At 70.2% G+C, this 14400-nt stretch carries 13 protein-coding genes; 5 read left to right on the forward strand and 8 right to left on the reverse strand.

The annotated features are described in order from the left end of the window. Positions 1-413 precede the first annotated feature (413 nt). Both ACN27E_RS12745 and ACN27E_RS12750 read left to right on the forward strand, forming a co-directional pair. Complete coding sequence (locus ACN27E_RS12745) at positions 414-2075, forward strand: FAD-binding dehydrogenase (RefSeq protein ID WP_422741822.1); 1662 nt, start codon at positions 414-416, stop codon at positions 2073-2075. 12 nt (positions 2076-2087) lie between these two features. After that, positions 2088-3773: an alpha-keto acid decarboxylase family protein gene (locus ACN27E_RS12750; RefSeq protein ID WP_422741824.1), complete on the forward strand. Its 1686-nt coding sequence runs from the start codon at positions 2088-2090 to the stop codon at positions 3771-3773. Here ACN27E_RS12750 and ACN27E_RS12755 read toward each other — a convergent pair whose 3' ends face one another. From ACN27E_RS12755 to ACN27E_RS12780, 6 genes are all read right to left on the reverse strand, one after another. Further along, the gene (locus ACN27E_RS12755) at positions 3774-5078 is read right to left on the reverse strand and encodes a hypothetical protein (protein ID WP_422741825.1); all 1305 of its coding nucleotides are present in this window, start codon (positions 5076-5078) and stop codon (positions 3774-3776) included. 17 nt (positions 5079-5095) lie between these two features. Further along, positions 5096-6178: an ABC transporter ATP-binding protein gene (locus ACN27E_RS12760; protein ID WP_422741827.1), complete on the reverse strand. Its 1083-nt coding sequence runs from the start codon at positions 6176-6178 to the stop codon at positions 5096-5098. A gap of 219 nt (positions 6179-6397) precedes the next feature. Next, positions 6398-6787 carry a 50S ribosomal protein L7/L12 gene (gene rplL, locus ACN27E_RS12765; protein ID WP_422741829.1) on the reverse strand — a complete coding sequence of 130 codons (390 nt, stop codon included), beginning with the start codon at positions 6785-6787 and terminating at the stop codon, positions 6398-6400. Positions 6788-6831: 44 nt separating this feature from the next. After that, a complete protein-coding gene (gene rplJ / locus ACN27E_RS12770) occupies positions 6832-7359 on the reverse strand; it encodes a 50S ribosomal protein L10 (protein WP_422741831.1) in 528 nt (175 codons plus the stop codon). 504 nt (positions 7360-7863) lie between these two features. After that, positions 7864-8766 carry an ROK family protein gene (locus ACN27E_RS12775; RefSeq protein WP_422741833.1) on the reverse strand — a complete coding sequence of 301 codons (903 nt, stop codon included), beginning with the start codon at positions 8764-8766 and terminating at the stop codon, positions 7864-7866. A 4-nt stretch (positions 8767-8770) separates the two neighbouring features. Then, complete coding sequence (locus ACN27E_RS12780) at positions 8771-9538, reverse strand: endonuclease/exonuclease/phosphatase family protein (RefSeq protein WP_422741835.1); 768 nt, start codon at positions 9536-9538, stop codon at positions 8771-8773. Between the two features lie 80 nt (positions 9539-9618). Between ACN27E_RS12780 and ACN27E_RS12785 the strand changes: the two genes are divergently transcribed. Continuing rightward, positions 9619-10170 (forward strand): hypothetical protein, encoded by a 552-nt coding sequence (locus ACN27E_RS12785; RefSeq protein WP_422741837.1) that lies wholly within the window; start codon positions 9619-9621, stop codon positions 10168-10170. Here ACN27E_RS12785 and ACN27E_RS12790 read toward each other — a convergent pair. Next, a complete protein-coding gene (locus ACN27E_RS12790; protein ID WP_422741839.1) occupies positions 10160-11116 on the reverse strand; it encodes a helix-turn-helix transcriptional regulator in 957 nt (318 codons plus the stop codon). The genes ACN27E_RS12785 and ACN27E_RS12790 overlap by 11 nt on opposite strands. 88 nt (positions 11117-11204) lie before the next feature. Here ACN27E_RS12790 and ACN27E_RS12795 point away from each other — a divergent pair, with 88 nt between their 5' ends. Next, complete coding sequence (locus tag ACN27E_RS12795; RefSeq protein WP_422741840.1) at positions 11205-12614, forward strand: cytochrome ubiquinol oxidase subunit I; 1410 nt, start codon at positions 11205-11207, stop codon at positions 12612-12614. Then, positions 12611-13612 (forward strand): cytochrome d ubiquinol oxidase subunit II, encoded by a 1002-nt coding sequence (locus ACN27E_RS12800; RefSeq protein WP_422741842.1) that lies wholly within the window; start codon positions 12611-12613, stop codon positions 13610-13612. The genes ACN27E_RS12795 and ACN27E_RS12800 overlap by 4 nt, the downstream gene beginning before the upstream one ends. 20 nt (positions 13613-13632) lie before the next feature. Here the strand turns inward: ACN27E_RS12800 and ACN27E_RS12805 are convergent, their stop codons facing one another. Beyond that, positions 13633-14247: a TetR/AcrR family transcriptional regulator gene (locus tag ACN27E_RS12805; RefSeq protein WP_422741844.1), complete on the reverse strand. Its 615-nt coding sequence runs from the start codon at positions 14245-14247 to the stop codon at positions 13633-13635. Between the last annotated feature and the right edge of the window lie 153 nt (positions 14248-14400).

Here is a 14400-nt window from a genome sequence, read left to right on the forward strand (position 1 = left end):
GTTCGGCTGGGAACGCCCTGTCCGGGGCTCCCTGGAACACGGCACGCGTCTAGATCGCTGAGTTCGGGCTCAGGCTGGGACTAGCGTGTCGGGTGCAGGTGAGGTGGGCAGGATGCAGCCAGCGCAACGTCCAACAATAGCGGAGGACGGCGCATTCCTCAACCGCCGTATAACGGCCGCACGACGCAGCCGGAAAGGCGCTGGCTGGCGTCCTGTATCCGTGCATTCATGCTGGGAAACACATTGACCCGTTTGGGGCCGTCCGTCAAGGGTTGACGCGCTGTTGGGTGTGCAAACCGTGGCGAAACCGGCCGTTTGATCACACCCGGGACACGGATCGGCCGCAGTGGGCCCCGCTGCCGCCGCACGCTGGGTAGCGTTCGCTGTCGCACTCGGGGGAAGGACCGGTTCGGATGAGCGGGCAATCGGCGGACGCGATCGTCGTCGGCCACGGTCTGGCCGGGCTGGCCGCCACCTGTGAACTGGTCGATGCCGGCAAGACCGTCCTGCTGGTCGATCAGCAGGGGCCGGCGGACTTCGGCGGCCAGGCCTATTGGTCCTTCGGCGGATTGTTTCTGGTGAACACCCCGGAGCAGCGGCTCTGCGGCATCCGGGACTCGCGGCAGCTGGCCTGGCAGGACTGGCTGGGGTCGGCGGAGTTCACCGACGGCGATCCCGACGACGAGCTGGCCCGCTCCTGGGCCGAGCGCTACGTCGATTTCGCCGCCGGGGAGCAGCGCAGCTGGCTGCGTTCGCTGGGCTGGCGGGCCTATCCCCTGCCGGGCTGGCCCGAGCGTGGCGGTCACGGCGCCCTCGGGTCGGGTAACAGCGTGCCGCGCTTCCACATCACCTGGGGCACCGGCCCGGGGCTGGTCGAGGTGTTCGCGCGGCGCGTGCTGGCCGCGCAGGCCCGCGGTGCGGTGACGCGGTTGTTCCGGCACCGCGTCGACGAGCTGGACGTCACCGACGGGCGGGTGGTCGGGGTGCGCGGCACGCTCCTCGAACCCGCCGACCAGCCGCGGGCGGTGCGGTCGGCCGACGCGCCGGTCGGCGACTTCACCCTCGCTGCCTCGGCGGTGGTGCTGGCCACCGGCGGGGTGGGCGGCAGCCCGACGCTGGCGCGGGAGCTCTTCGAGCAGAGCTTCGGCAGCTGTCCGGAGGGCACGCTCTGCGGGAACCCTGCCTATGTCGACGGCCGGATGATCGCGATCGCCCGGCGGGCCGGCGCGAAGGTGGTCAACGAGAACCGGCTGTGGTTCTACCCGGACGGCGTCACCAACGTCGCGCCGGTCTGGCCGAACCACGGGATCCACGTGACCGCCGGCCCGTCGGCGCTGTGGCTCGACGGGGCGGGTCGACGTCTCCCGCCGCCGCTGTACCCGAATTTCGACACCGTGGGCGCCGTGCGCCACGTCGTCGAATCCGGCTACGCCTACTCCTGGCTGGTGTTGAACCGGGCGATGTTCGCCAAGGAGTTCGCGATGTCGGGGCAGGAGCTCAACGAACCGATCACCGGTCGCCATCCCTGGTTGGCCGCGAAGGGGCTGCTCCGCCCCCGCATCTCGGCGCACCTGCAGGACTTCCTCGACCGCGGTGTCGACTTCGTCAGCGCCCCGACGGTCGCCGCGCTCGCGCGCGCCATGAGCGCGGTGCCCGACGTCGCACCGATCGACGCTGCCGTCCTGGAGCGGGAGATCTCCGCGCGCGACTCGCAGGTCGGTAACCCCTACAGCAAGGACCCGCAGTTCGCGGCCATCCACAACGCCCGCCGGTACTGGCCGGACCGGTTCCGGGTGGCGCGGCCCGGCCCGATCCTGGACCGGCGATCCGGTCCGCTGATCGCGGTCAAGCTGCACATCACCACGCGCAAGACCCTCGGCGGTCTGCAGACCGATCTGACCGGGCGGGTGCTCACCCCGCAGGGCGCCCCGCTGCCCGGTCTCTACGCCGCCGGCGAGGTCTGCGGCTTCGGCGGTGGCGGCATTCACGGCCACCGCTCCCTGGAGGGCACCTTCGTCGGCGGCTGTCTGTTCACCGGGCGGGTCGCCGGCCGGCACGCCGCCACCGCGATCTGAGAGGACGGTTCGATGAGCGAGCACATGACGATCGGCGACTTCCTGCTGCGCCGGCTCGCGGAGGTGGGCACCGGTCACGTCTTCGGGGTCCCCGGCGACTACAACATGTCCTTCCTCGAGCAACTGCTCGCCCATCGGGGCATCGAGTGGATCGGCACCTGCAACGAACTCAACGCCGCCTACGCCGCGGACGGCTACGCCCGTTCCGGCCGGCCGGGCGTACTGCTGACCACCTTTGGGGTCGGTTGTCTGAGCGCGCTCAACGGCGTGGCCGGGGCGTACTGCGAGCACGTCCCGCTGATCCACATCTCGGGGTCACCGCCGGCGCATGCGGTCGCCGACGGGGTGGCGTTGCACCACAGCCTGCTCGACGGCGGCTACCGCAACGTCCATCGGGCGTTCGAGGAGTTCACCGCCTACGCGGCGACCATCTCGACGACGAATGCGGTGGAGGTGATCGACCACGCTCTGGTCACCGCGTTCCGGTCACGCCGCCCGGTGCGGCTGGAATTGCCCTCGGATCTCACCCACGTCGAGATCCCGGTTCCCACAGGCATTCTCGATGTCAGCGATCCGGCGCCCGCGCCTCGTCAGATCGACGACGCAGCCGCCGTGGTGGCCAGCGCCCTGATGGCGGCGACGCGTCCGCTGCTGCTGTTCGACCTGCCGGCCGTGCGCTGGGGTGCCCTCGACGCGATCGAGGCGTTCTGCGCCGCGCTGGAGATTCCCTATGCCTGCACCCTGCCTGCGGTGCACCATGCCGCCTCGGCCGACGGTTTCCTCGGCATGCTGCCCAGCGGGCGCGCCGACCGCCAGGAGCTCTTCGACCGCGCCGATCTGCTGATCACCTGCGGTCTGACCCGCTCCGACGTCACCACCGGCGGGTTCACCCTGGATCTGGACGCCAAGCACACCGTCCGGCTGGGACCCACCTCGGCTCAGCTGGACACCGCGGTCTATTACGGCACCACCATCGGCGGGCTGCTGGACGCGGTCGCGGCGCAGGTCTGCGACGAGTTCGAGGCGCGCGACCGCTGGTGGAAGTCGCCCGCCGCCGTCCCGCCGGCGCCGGACCCGGAGTCCGCCACGCTGACGGAGAAGCACTTCTTCGCGCGGCTGCAGTCCTTCGTGCGCCCCGGCGACGTGTTGATCGCCGAAACGGGCACCTCGGCGCAGAACACCGTCGGTCTGCCGCTACCCGACGGGGTGCGCTACGTCAATCAATCCAGCTGGGGATCGATCGGCTACGCGCTGCCCGCGCTGCTGGGGTCGCTGATCGCCAGCCCGGACCGCCGGCACATCCTGTGCACCGGGGACGGCTCGTTCCAGGTCACCGCCCAGGAGCTGTCGACGATCCTGCGGCACGGCCTCACCCCGGTCGTCTTCCTGCTGAACAACCGCGGCTACACCATCGAACGATCGATCCTCGGGGCGAACTCGGCGTACAACGACGTCGCGAATTGGGCCTATCACGAGCTGCCCCGGGTCTTCGGGGGCTCCGGTGCCCACCTGTCGCGGATCTGCACCACCCCGGCCGAGCTGGATGACGCGCTCCACGACGCGGCGGAGGCCGCCACGCTGGCGTTCATCCAGGTCGAACTCGAACCCCTGGACATGACCCCGGCGACCACGGTCGTCGGCGACGCGACCCGCCGCTTCGACTACGGGGTCTACGCGCTGGACAATCCCCTCCGCTAGTCAGAGGACCGAGCGGACGCCGAGCGGAACGGCGGTCGCGCCCGGAACCGGATGCTCGGGGGCACTGGTGACCCGGCCGCCGTCGAGCATGGTGGTGATCCACTGCGCCGCGAGTACCGGCACGGCGGCGACGTTGGCCGGCCGCGGCGTGCCGACGACCAGCCGGGCCAGGGGGTCCGAGCTCGCACCCTCGGAGTCGATGTGGGTGCCGCCTTCCAGCAGCACCCCGACGAACTGGTCGGGACGCGTCGCGACGAGGGCTGCGGTCGCGGTGCCGTTGTCGTTCCAGGGCGAGGGTGGCGCGGCGATCTGCAGCACCTGGACGTCGAGCGGGAGGGCGCTGACCGCATTGGCCAGCCGTTCCCGCGACGTCACCCCGTCGAACATCACCACCCCGGCCAGGTCCGGGTCGTCCCTGGCGTAGGCGGCCGCCGCGACGGCCAGTCCCCCGCCCGCGGAGTGGCCGGACAGGACGAAGCGCCGGGGCAGCGGCACCGTGTACCCGGCGGCGAAGGCGCTGACCGTCAGCGCGGTGCGATCGCCTTCGAAGAGGGTGGCGACGGCCTGCTGCATGGGTTCGCCGTTGATCCAGCAGCCGTCGGTGGTGAGGAAGTTCGACGACAGCGTCGGGCTGACGACGACGGTGTTGGTGCGTTCGGCGATCTGCACGGCCAGCGCGGACATGGCGCGGTTGTTCCGGAAGAAGCCGTGCTGCAGATAGACCAGGCCCTCGGGTTCGGTGTCCTGGTTCGGGAAGTACCAGAGGGCGTCGACGGTGGTGCCCTCGCAGCCGCACGGGATGTTCAGCGTCGAGTGGCCGACGGTGACCTTGCTGCCCGCGGGGACGGACGGTTCCGACAGGAACGCCTGCGCGGCGCCCAGCAGCGCGTCGACCACGGCGCCGCCGAATCCGCCGGCCGGGGTATTGGACGATGCTGTGGCGGCGCGCTTTTCGGCAATCTGCTGGACGTCGGCGGGTTCGGACCGGAGGTCGGAGCCGGTGGCTGACAGGTCGCGGCTGACCCCGTGCGCCCGGGGCGCCGAGTCCGACGATTCGGATTCGGTATCGCTGCCTTCGACACCATCGCGTTGCACCCCGGTGCGTCGAACACCGCTGCGTTCGGCGCTGCCTCGTTCCACCCCCGATGACGATGCCGACACCGATGACGACGACGATGAACCCGAACTCACTCCGCCGGCCCCGTCGGCATCAGCCGAGGCCGCGGCGGCGCCGCAGAACAGCGTGACACCCAGCGCAGCGGTGAATGCTCCCGCGGCGCACCACGCTCGGAGCCGGCCGGTCATGAGCCGGTGAGCGCGAATCAGCCCTGACGCGACACCGGGATCGACGCGGTCGGGGCGTCGTCTTCCTGGTGGGCCTGGCGCGTGGTCGAATCGTCCGGGTAGTCCTCGGCCTTGCTGTTGCCGGTGGCCTCGAGGTCTTCGCGGATGGCCTGCTGGGCGGCCGGCGGCAGCGTGTGCAGGATCTCCCGCACCCGGGCCTGCCGGCGGCCGACCGCGCGCCGCTCCGGCATCCCGGGGGTCGCGGTGACCTGCGGCGGCACGCCCTCGATCTCCTCGACACCGCCGTCGTGGTGACCGGCGTCCACCATGGCCTGCTCTTCGGCCATCGTCGACTCGTCCTTCTCCTCGGACATGCCGATGGGGCCGAGGCGGCGACCGTTGAGGAACTGCTTGACGACGGGCTCGTCGCTGGTCAGCAGCACCTCACGGGGGCCGAACATCACCAGGTGCTTGCGGAACAGCATGCCCATGTTGTCCGGCACGGTGCGGGCGATGTTGATGTTGTGCGTGACGATGAGGATGGTGCAGTCGATCTGGGCGTTGATGTCGATCAGCAGCTGCGAGAGGTAGGCGGTACGGACCGGGTCCAGACCGGAGTCGGGCTCGTCGCAGAGGATGATCTGCGGGTCGAGGACCAGGGAGCGGGCCAGCCCGGCGCGCTTACGCATACCGCCGGAGATCTCGCCCGGGAACTTGTTCTCGTCACCGGCCAGACCAACCAGGTCCAGCTTCTCCATGACGATCTGGCGGATCTCGCCTTCCTTCTTCTTCGTGTGCTCACGAAGCGGGAACGCGGTGTTGTCGAACAGATTCATCGAACCGAACAGCGCACCGTCCTGGAACATGACGCCGAACAGGGTGCGGATCTCGTAGAGCTCCTTGGCGGAGCACTCGATGATGTTGGTGCCGTCGACGATGATCCGGCCGCGCTCGGGGCGCAGCAGACCGATCAGCGACTTGAGGAACACGGATTTGCCGGTACCGGACGGGCCGAGGAGCACGCTCACCTCACCGGCCGGGATCTCCATCGTGACGTCTTCCCAGATTCGCTGGGAGCCGAAGGATTTGGTCAGTCCCTCGACCTGGATGCCAATGCCCACGCGTGATCCCTTCCCGCAAAATGCTTCACCGGCCACCGCCCAGCAGCCTGTGGCTTGAGTCACTGTAGCCTACGCAGATTTCTGACAACACTCGTATGACAGCACGGAGTGCTTACGGTATCGCCGGGTTCGGGGCGCCGGACTGTTTGCTGGACATCCCCCGAACACGGCTGTGGGGCCGGCCCGTAAAAACGGACCGGCCCCACAGTCGGGCTGAACTTACTTGACGGACACCGTCGCGCCGGCGGCCTCCAGCTTGGCCTTGGCGTCGTCGGCGGCCTCCTTCGGAGCCTTCTCGAGGATCGGCTTCGGAGCGCTGTCGACGAGGTCCTTGGCCTCCTTGAGGCCCAGGCCCGCGACGATCTCGCGGACGACCTTGATGACGCCGATCTTCTTGTCGCCGGCGCTCTCGAGGATGACGTCGAACTCGGACTGCTCTTCGGCAGCCTCGGCCGGCGCACCGCCGGCGGGGCCCGCGGCCGCGACGGCGACCGGAGCGGCGGCGGTGACCTCGAAGGTCTCCTCGAACTGCTTCACGAACTCCGAGAGCTCGAGCAGGGTCATTTCCTTGAACGCGTCGAGCAGTTCGTCGGTGGACAGCTTGGCCATGATTGGTCCTTCCTAGATTGTTTCTGTCTGTCTGGGGGTGGTGCTTAAGCGGCTGGCTCGCCGGCCTTCTTCTCCTGCAGGGCTGCGGCGAGCCGCGCGACCTGCGATGCGGGAGCGTTGAACAGGCCCGCAGCCTTGGCGAGGTTGCCCTTCATCGCGCCGGCCAGCTTGGCCAGCAGGACCTCGCGCGACTCGAGGTCCGCGATGCGGTTGACCTCGTCGATGGAGAGCGCGCGGCCCTCCATGTAACCGCCCTTGATGACCAGCTGCTTGTGGTCCTTGGCGAACGCCTTGATCGCCTTGGCGGCGTCTACCGGCTCGCCCTTGACGAACGCGATCGCCGTCGGCCCGGCGAACAGCTCGTCGAGGCCGTCGATACCGGCCTCGTTCGCGGCGCGCTTGACCAGCGTGTTCTTCGCGACGGTGTAGGTGGCGGAGTCCCCGAGCGAGCGACGCAGCTGCGCGAGGTCGGCCACCTTCAGCCCGCGGTACTCGGTGACGACGGTGGCCGTCGCCTCCTTGAACTGCTCGGCAATGTCGGCAACCGCCGTGGCCTTCTCAGCCTTGGCCATGCATGCCTCCTCGTGGTGGGTTTCAGGTGCTCCCCTCAGCCCGTCACGAAGGCCGGAAACGACGAACGCCCCGGCGCAGACAGGCCGGGGCGCACACGAAAAATCGCAGTTACCTCGTCCTCCTGCGTGGGCCGCCCGGGTGATCCGGGACCTTCAACCGATTGCTCGGTAACCGACGGTCTTCGGTGGAACCTGGAAAGGATAGCGGACGTCGCCGCGATCAGCCAAAACGCCGCCCACCCCTCCCCGCGAGCGCGCGCGTCTGCACGCGACACGCCGCCGAATTTCGACATTGCGCGCACGCTCGTGGCCGCCGAGCGTGCGGGCACTACTCCGGGTGGAGCCGTTCGGGCGGTTCGGACGGCGTCAACCGTTCGGGGGTCTCGGCGGGGGTGAGCCGTTCCGGAGTCTCGGACGGGGTGGCCGGCGCGGGAACGGGTTCGGGAGCTTGGGGAGGCGCAGTCATCCCTTTGGATACCCGAGTCGCCGCCGAGGCAACCCGGCTCAGCTCACCGCCAGCGCCGCCGCGCCGATCAGTCCGGCGTCACCCCCGAGTTCGGCGGGCACGATCTGCAGGCCGTGCAGGAAGCTCAGCCCCGCGTATTCGTCGAGGGCCTCGCGCAGCGGATGGAACAGCATCGCCCCGGCGCGCGCCACGCCGCCGCCTATCACCACCAGGTCCAGGTCGCACACCGCGCCGACCGAGGCGATCATCGCGGCGATCCCGCGGGCGGCGCGGGTGAAGGCCTGTCGCGCGACGGCGTTTCCGGCGACGGCGGCGGCGGCCAACTCCCGGGCGTCCGCGGACGGCGGCGCCTGCCAGCCGTGCTCGCGCGCCCACTGGGCCATGCGCGGTCCACCGGCGACGGTCTCCACGCAGCCGTGCCCGCCGCAGGAACACCTCGCGCCGTCGGGGTCGACGATGACGTGGCCGACGTGGCCGGCGTTCCCGGTGCGTCCGTGATAGGGCGCGCCGTCCAGGACGAGCCCGCCACCGACTCCGGTCGACACCACCATCCCGAGCAGGAACTGTGCCCCGCGGGCGGCGCCGCGCCACCGCTCCCCCAACGCCATGCACACCCCGTCGCCACCGAGCCGGACCGGCACCCCCGGGCAGCGGGCGCCCACCCGCTCCACGATCGGGAACCGCTGCCAGGCGGTGATGTTGATGGGGCTGACGGTGCCCGCCGGCACGTCGATCGGTCCGGCCGACGCGATGCCGACGGCCTGCACCGCCCCGCCGGCCGCACTCAGTGCGCCAGTGATCAGGGCGTCGACGACCGCCCAGATGGCCTCGGCGTCGCCACGCGGAGTGGGCGACTCGGCCCGGTGGACGAGCCCGCCGGCGTCGTCGACGATGCCGGCCGCGAGCTTGGTGCCGCCGATGTCGAGGGCGAGCGTGGACATCGCATCATTCTCGGGTGATGTCCACGACGAGCGCGCGGTGGTCGGAGATCGGCAGCGACACCGATTCGCAGCGCTCGACCCGCAGGCTGCCGTCGTCGGTCAGGATGTGGTCGAGCTGACGGTCGGGCGCGTGGGCGGGGAAGGTGAGCCCGGAACCGAGCGTGTGCATCCGGCTCCAGCGGGACGGCCGGGGCGGGGTCATGTTCAGGTCGCCCATCAGCACGCGCGGGCCCTCGAATCCGCGCAGGTCGCGCACCAGCCGTCGCATCTGCATGCGGTTCCAGCCCGGCACGAAGGACAGGTGGGTGTTGGCGACGGTGAGGGTGCCCAGTGGGGTGTCGAAGCGCCCGACCATCGCCGCGCGCGGTTCCTCGTTGACGATCTGCACCCGGTTGGGGCCGGGCAGGTACATCGGGAAGCGCACCGGGATGCGCGGCAGGCGGACCACCTGCCACATCTCGGCGGGAAAACGGGACAGCAGGGCGATGCCGTAGGCGGCGGTGCCGGGCTGTTCGCGGCCGGTGGCGGCCATCCAGGTGGCGCCGGGAGTTCCGGCGATGGCGGCGACGAAGCGGTGGCTGACCGCCCGCATCGCCTCGGCGGCGACCGCGGTCAGGTCGGCTTTCCCGGAGCGTGGCTGATCCAGATCCACCTCCTGCAGCGCGACGATGTCGGCGTCGAGGTCGCTGATGGCGGCGGCCAGCCGACCCAGGTCGACGTCGCCGTCGTGCACGCTGCGACCGTGCAGGATGTTGAATGTCGCCATACGCATGGGGTATTTGGTACCCGCCGCAGGGGCGCCCCGACACCCCGACCGTGAACCACGCCGACCGATGTCCGGAAAGTAGGCCGATGTCCGCCCGTAACGAGGCACTGCGCGATGCCCTTCGGCGTGCCGCCTCTGCGCTGAGGGCCGAGGGGCCCGAATTCGCCCTCGCCGGCAGCTATGCCCTGTGGGCCTACGGCGGTCCGGAACCGGTGCACGATGTGGATTTCGTGGTGGCCGAGCAGGATGTCGAGTCCGCGGCGGCGACCTTGGAGAAGGCCGGTTTCCGCGTCGAGCGCACGCCCGAGGATTGGTTGTTCAAGGCGTGCGTCGGGGAGGACTTCGTCATCGACGTGTTGCATGCGCTCAACGGCACTCCGGTGCAGCCCGACGACGTGAAGCGCGCCGAGGAGCTCGACGTCCTGGCGATCCGGATGCGGGTGCTGCCCCCGACGCAGGTGGTGACGCAGAAGCTGAACTCGCTCAACGAACACAACGCCGACTTCTCCGCGCTGCTCGGCCCCATCCGGGCGGTCCGCGAGAGCGTCGACTGGGACGCCGTGCGCGCCGACACCGCGGACAATCCGTTCGCGGAGGCTTTTCTCGTGCTCGCCGGCCGGCTCGGCATCACACCCTGACCGATCGGCGCAACCGCGCGGCGACCGCGATCATCGCCTCGGCCACCTCGGGCGGTTCGAGGATTTCGAAGTCGGCGTCGACCATCGCGAAGTACAGCGCCATCCGCTCGGGATTGTCGGCGCCGGCGGTGACGATGCATGCCTGCGGGCCGTCGGCCTCGAGTTCGGCCGAACCCGCCGGGAAGTGGGATGCCACGGTCTCCAGCGGCGCCTGGTAGCGCACCCGTGCGACGTAGCGGTAGGGCGAGCTACTGATCGACCGGCGCACGTAGGCGGCCGCGTCGGGTGCGTCGCGCGGGACGAAGGTGGTCCCGGCGGCCGTCACGTCGGCCATCCGGTCGAGCCGCAGGCTGCGCCAGTCCAGCCGGTCACGGTCCCAGGCCAGCAGATACCAGCGCCGTCCGGTGGTGACGAGGTGATAGGGCTCGAGGCGGCGCCGGGTGGCGTTGCCGGCCCGGTCGACGTAATCGGCGGTGACGTGTTCGTGGTCGCGGCTGGCGCGGGCGAGTGTCATCAGCACCTCGGGTGCGACGACGGACTCCGGGGCGCCGGAGGTCAACGTCACGGTGGCCTCGTGGATCGCCGACACCTGGGAGCGCAGCCGCCGCGGCATCACCTGGTCGAGCTTGCTCAGGGCGCGCAGCGCCGATTCGCCGACGCCTGCGACGGTGCCGCCGGCCGCCAGCCGCAGGCAGACCGCCATCGCGACGGCTTCGTCGGGGTCGAGGAGCAGCGGGGGCAGGGCGGCGCCGGCGCCCAGCTGGTATCCGCCGCCGTGGCCTTTACTGGCGGCGACGGGGTAGCCGAGGTCGCGCAGCCGTTCGATGTCGCGGCGCACGCTGCGGGTGGTGACGCCGAGCCGCTCGGCCAGCTCATCGCCGGACCACACCCGCCGGGACTGCAGGAGTCCGAGCAGGTGCAGAACGCGGCCGGTGGTTTCGGACATCCCCCCAGGCTGCCAGGGTCAGCGGACGGTTTCTGTCCTTTGCCATCGGCCCGCCACGCGAGCGGCCAATCCGCCGCGGCACCGCCCGATGGCGCGGATGATGGCCGATATGGGGTTGGCCGACTCCCTTCTGTTGCTCGCCGCCGAGGGCGAGCCGCCTGGTCTGCTGCCCGCCCGCCAGCAGATGGCGTTCTCGCTGGGCTGGCATATCGTGCTGGCCTGTTTCGGGGTGGCGTTTCCGACGATCATCTTCGTCGTGCACCGGCGCGGCATCGTCCGCGACGATCCGGTCGCGCTCGGGTTGGCGCAACGCTGGGCGAAGGTGTCGGCGGTGTTGTTCGCGATCGGCGCGGTGTCTGGCACCGTGCTGAGTTTCGAGATGGGCCTGTTGTGGCCGGGTCTGATGGGCCGGTTCGGCGACGTGCTCGGTTTGCCGTTCGCATTCGAAGGCCTCTCGTTCTTCGTCGAAGCGATCTTCTTGGGGATCTATCTGTACGGCTGGGGCCGGATGCCCCCGCGTCGCCACCTGCTGATGCTCATCCCGATGGGCATCGCCGGGGTGGTGGGCACGTTCTGCGTGGTGTCGGTCAACGCCTGGATGAACCATCCCGCCGGCTTCACCATCCGCGACGGTGCGGTCACCGACGTCAACCCGTGGCGGTCGATGTTCAACGACGGCGCGCTGCTGCAATTCGCGCACATGTGGGTGGCGGCATTCATGGTCGTCGGCTTCACGGTGGCGGGCGTGTATGCCTTCGGATTGCTGCGCGGGCGGGTCGACGCTCATCACCGGTTGGGTTTCACGGTGCCATTCGCGTTCGCCTCGGTCGCGGCGGTGGCGCAGCCGTTCGTCGGTCATGTGCTGGGGATGCGTATCCACGACACCCAGCCGGCGAAGCTGGCGGCCTTCGAACTCGCCCAGACCACCGAGGGTCCGGCGCCGTTGCGGATGGGTGGGCTGCTGATCGACGGTGAGGTGCGCTGGGCGCTGACCATCCCGCGGCTCGGATCGATCATCGCCCGGAATTCGTGGGATGCGCCGGTGCCCGGGCTCGACGAGGTGCCGCGCGACGAGTGGCCGCCGGTGAACATCACCCATGTGGCGTTCCAGTCGATGGTGGGCATCGGCACCCTGCTGGCGCTCGTCGCGGTGCTGTACTGGCTGGCCCGGTGGCGCGGCCGCGATCTGTTGGGGTCCCGATGGTTTCGGTGGCTGGCCGTGGCCATGGGGCCGCTGGCCATCGTGGCCGTCGAATCCGGTTGGGTGGCAACCGAAGTGGGCCGTCAGCCGTGGACGGTGTGGAAGGTGTTGACCACCACTGATGCCGCCAGTCAGAGCAGTGGGCTGTGGTGGAGTTACGCCGCTGTGTTGGTCGTCTATCTCGGTATGACGGTCGGCGCCTTCATCGTCCTGCGGTCGATGGCCCGGCGGTGGCGGGCCGGCGAGGCCGATCTGCCCAGCCCGTACGGGCCGCCGCGCGCGGAGGCGGTGCGGTGACGCTGGCGACGCTGGTGGCCATGGCGATGTTCCTCGGCGTGGTGGTGTACGCGCTGTTCGGCGGCGCCGACTTCGGGTCGGGGTTCTATGACCTCACTGCCGGTGACGCCCGCAGCGGCGCGCAGGTCCGCACGCTCGTCGACCACAGCATCGGGCCGGTGTGGGAGGCCAACCACGTTTGGCTGATCTACGTCCTGGTGGTGTGGTGGACGGGCTTCCCGGCGACCTTCGCTGCCGCGACCACCACACTGTTCATCCCCCTGGCCCTCGCGCTGGCCGGAATCGTGCTGCGCGGAGCGAGTTTCGTGTTCCGCAAGTATTCGGCGACGTTGTCGCAGGCGCGGCTGTTCGGGGCGATCTTCGCCGGATCGTCGTTGATCACGCCGTTCTTCTTCGGAACCGTGGCCGGGGCGGTGGCCTCGGGCCGGGTCCCGGCCGAGGGCTACGGCGACCGGGTGGGTTCCTGGCTGAATCCGACGTCGTTGGTGGGCGGCTGTCTCGCCGTGGCGACGTGTGTGTTCCTGGCCGGGGTGTTCCTGACCGCGGACGCCGACCGCGCCGGCGATACCGCCCTGGCCGACGGGCTGCGACGGCGCACGCTGGCCGTCGGGGCGCTCACCGGCGTCGTGGTGTTCGCCGGTCTCTACCCGGTGGCGCACGATGCGCCCACCCTGGCCGCGGGTCTGCGCACGCATGCTGCACCGCTGTTGGTGGTCGCGCTGGTCGCAGGGGTTGCGGCGGTGTGGCTGGTCTTCCGGCGTCGGTACGGGATCGCCCGGGTGCCTGCGGCGGTGGCGGTCGCGTCGGTGGTCACCGGGTGGGGGGTGGGCCAGTATCCGTGGCTGCTCGTCGACGAGGTGACCATCGACGACGCGGCCGGCGCACCCGCCACGCTGGTGGGGTTGCTGATCGTGGTGGCGCTGGCCGGGGTGATCGTGCTGCCGGCGCTGGCGTATCTGCTGCGGTTGACCCAGACCGAGGCGTGGACGCGTCTGTGATTCTGCGCGAGCCCAGACCCTCAGTGGCCCCGGGCGACGGACCGCCACACCGCCTGACAGGTCAGGCTGGTCTCGGCGACGGCCGCCGGTGAGTCTTTGGAGGCCTGGTAGAAGCTGCGCTCGATCATCCAGCACAGTGCGCGCGCCAGGGCCGGTGCGTCGTCGGGTCCTGCGCCGGCCGGCGTTCCGCTGCGCCGGAGCACCTCGGTGATGACGTCGATCGAGTCCTCCGCAGCCCCTGCCCACAATTGGTCGATGGCGGGGACGGTGGAGCCGAGGTCGACGGCCATCCGCATGACCGGCCCGTGTGCGAGCCAGAGATCGGCGGTGCGTTGCACCGCGCCGGCGATCACCTGCTCGATCGGCCCGGCATCGGTTCGGGCGGCTCCTGCAGCGGTTTTGAGCGTCTCGACGGTGCGCGCGACGAGCGCGGTCAGCACCTCCTGCTTGGAGCCGAAGTAGAAGTACAACGCAGCGCGGGTGATGCCCGACGCCGCGGTGATGTCGGCGACGGTCATCTCGGCATACCCGCCGGTGGACAGGAGGTGCTCGGCGGCATCGAGGATTTGCTGTTCGCGCACGTCACCCTTGCGGACGGTGGGCGCCGAGCGGCGGGAGGGCCAGGGTTTGGTCACGGTGTCCCCCGAACACTCCTCTGCAGCGGCGAGTCACGCCGTGCGCGCGATCTTTGCGGCAAGGCTACGGCATCCGTGCGGACCGTCGGCGTGACTGTAGCCAAAGGTCCACGCGGGATTAAAGATTCGCCGCTCCCCGACCGTAGTTGACAA

The sequence above is a fragment of the Mycobacterium sp. WMMD1722 genome (genome assembly GCF_049315205.1).
Taxonomy (GTDB): domain Bacteria; phylum Actinomycetota; class Actinomycetes; order Mycobacteriales; family Mycobacteriaceae; genus Mycobacterium.

What these genes read in the sequence shown, in the direction of transcription:
- ACN27E_RS12745 (WP_422741822.1), top strand. Translation starts at nt 414, where the DNA reads ATGAGCGGGCAATCGGCGGACGCGATCGTCGTCGGCCACGGTCTGGCC.
- ACN27E_RS12750 (WP_422741824.1), top strand. Translation starts at nt 2,088, where the DNA reads ATGAGCGAGCACATGACGATCGGCGACTTCCTGCTGCGCCGGCTCGCG.
- ACN27E_RS12755 (WP_422741825.1), bottom strand. Translation starts at nt 5,078, where the DNA reads ATGACCGGCCGGCTCCGAGCGTGGTGCGCCGCGGGAGCATTCACCGCT.
- rplL (WP_422741829.1), bottom strand. Translation starts at nt 6,787, where the DNA reads ATGGCCAAGCTGTCCACCGACGAACTGCTCGACGCGTTCAAGGAAATG.
- rplJ (WP_422741831.1), bottom strand. Translation starts at nt 7,359, where the DNA reads ATGGCCAAGGCTGAGAAGGCCACGGCGGTTGCCGACATTGCCGAGCAG.
- ACN27E_RS12775 (WP_422741833.1), bottom strand. Translation starts at nt 8,766, where the DNA reads ATGTCCACGCTCGCCCTCGACATCGGCGGCACCAAGCTCGCGGCCGGC.
- ACN27E_RS12780 (WP_422741835.1), bottom strand. Translation starts at nt 9,538, where the DNA reads ATGCGTATGGCGACATTCAACATCCTGCACGGTCGCAGCGTGCACGAC.
- ACN27E_RS12785 (WP_422741837.1), top strand. Translation starts at nt 9,619, where the DNA reads ATGTCCGCCCGTAACGAGGCACTGCGCGATGCCCTTCGGCGTGCCGCC.
- ACN27E_RS12790 (WP_422741839.1), bottom strand. Translation starts at nt 11,116, where the DNA reads ATGTCCGAAACCACCGGCCGCGTTCTGCACCTGCTCGGACTCCTGCAG.
- ACN27E_RS12795 (WP_422741840.1), top strand. Translation starts at nt 11,205, where the DNA reads ATGGCGCGGATGATGGCCGATATGGGGTTGGCCGACTCCCTTCTGTTG.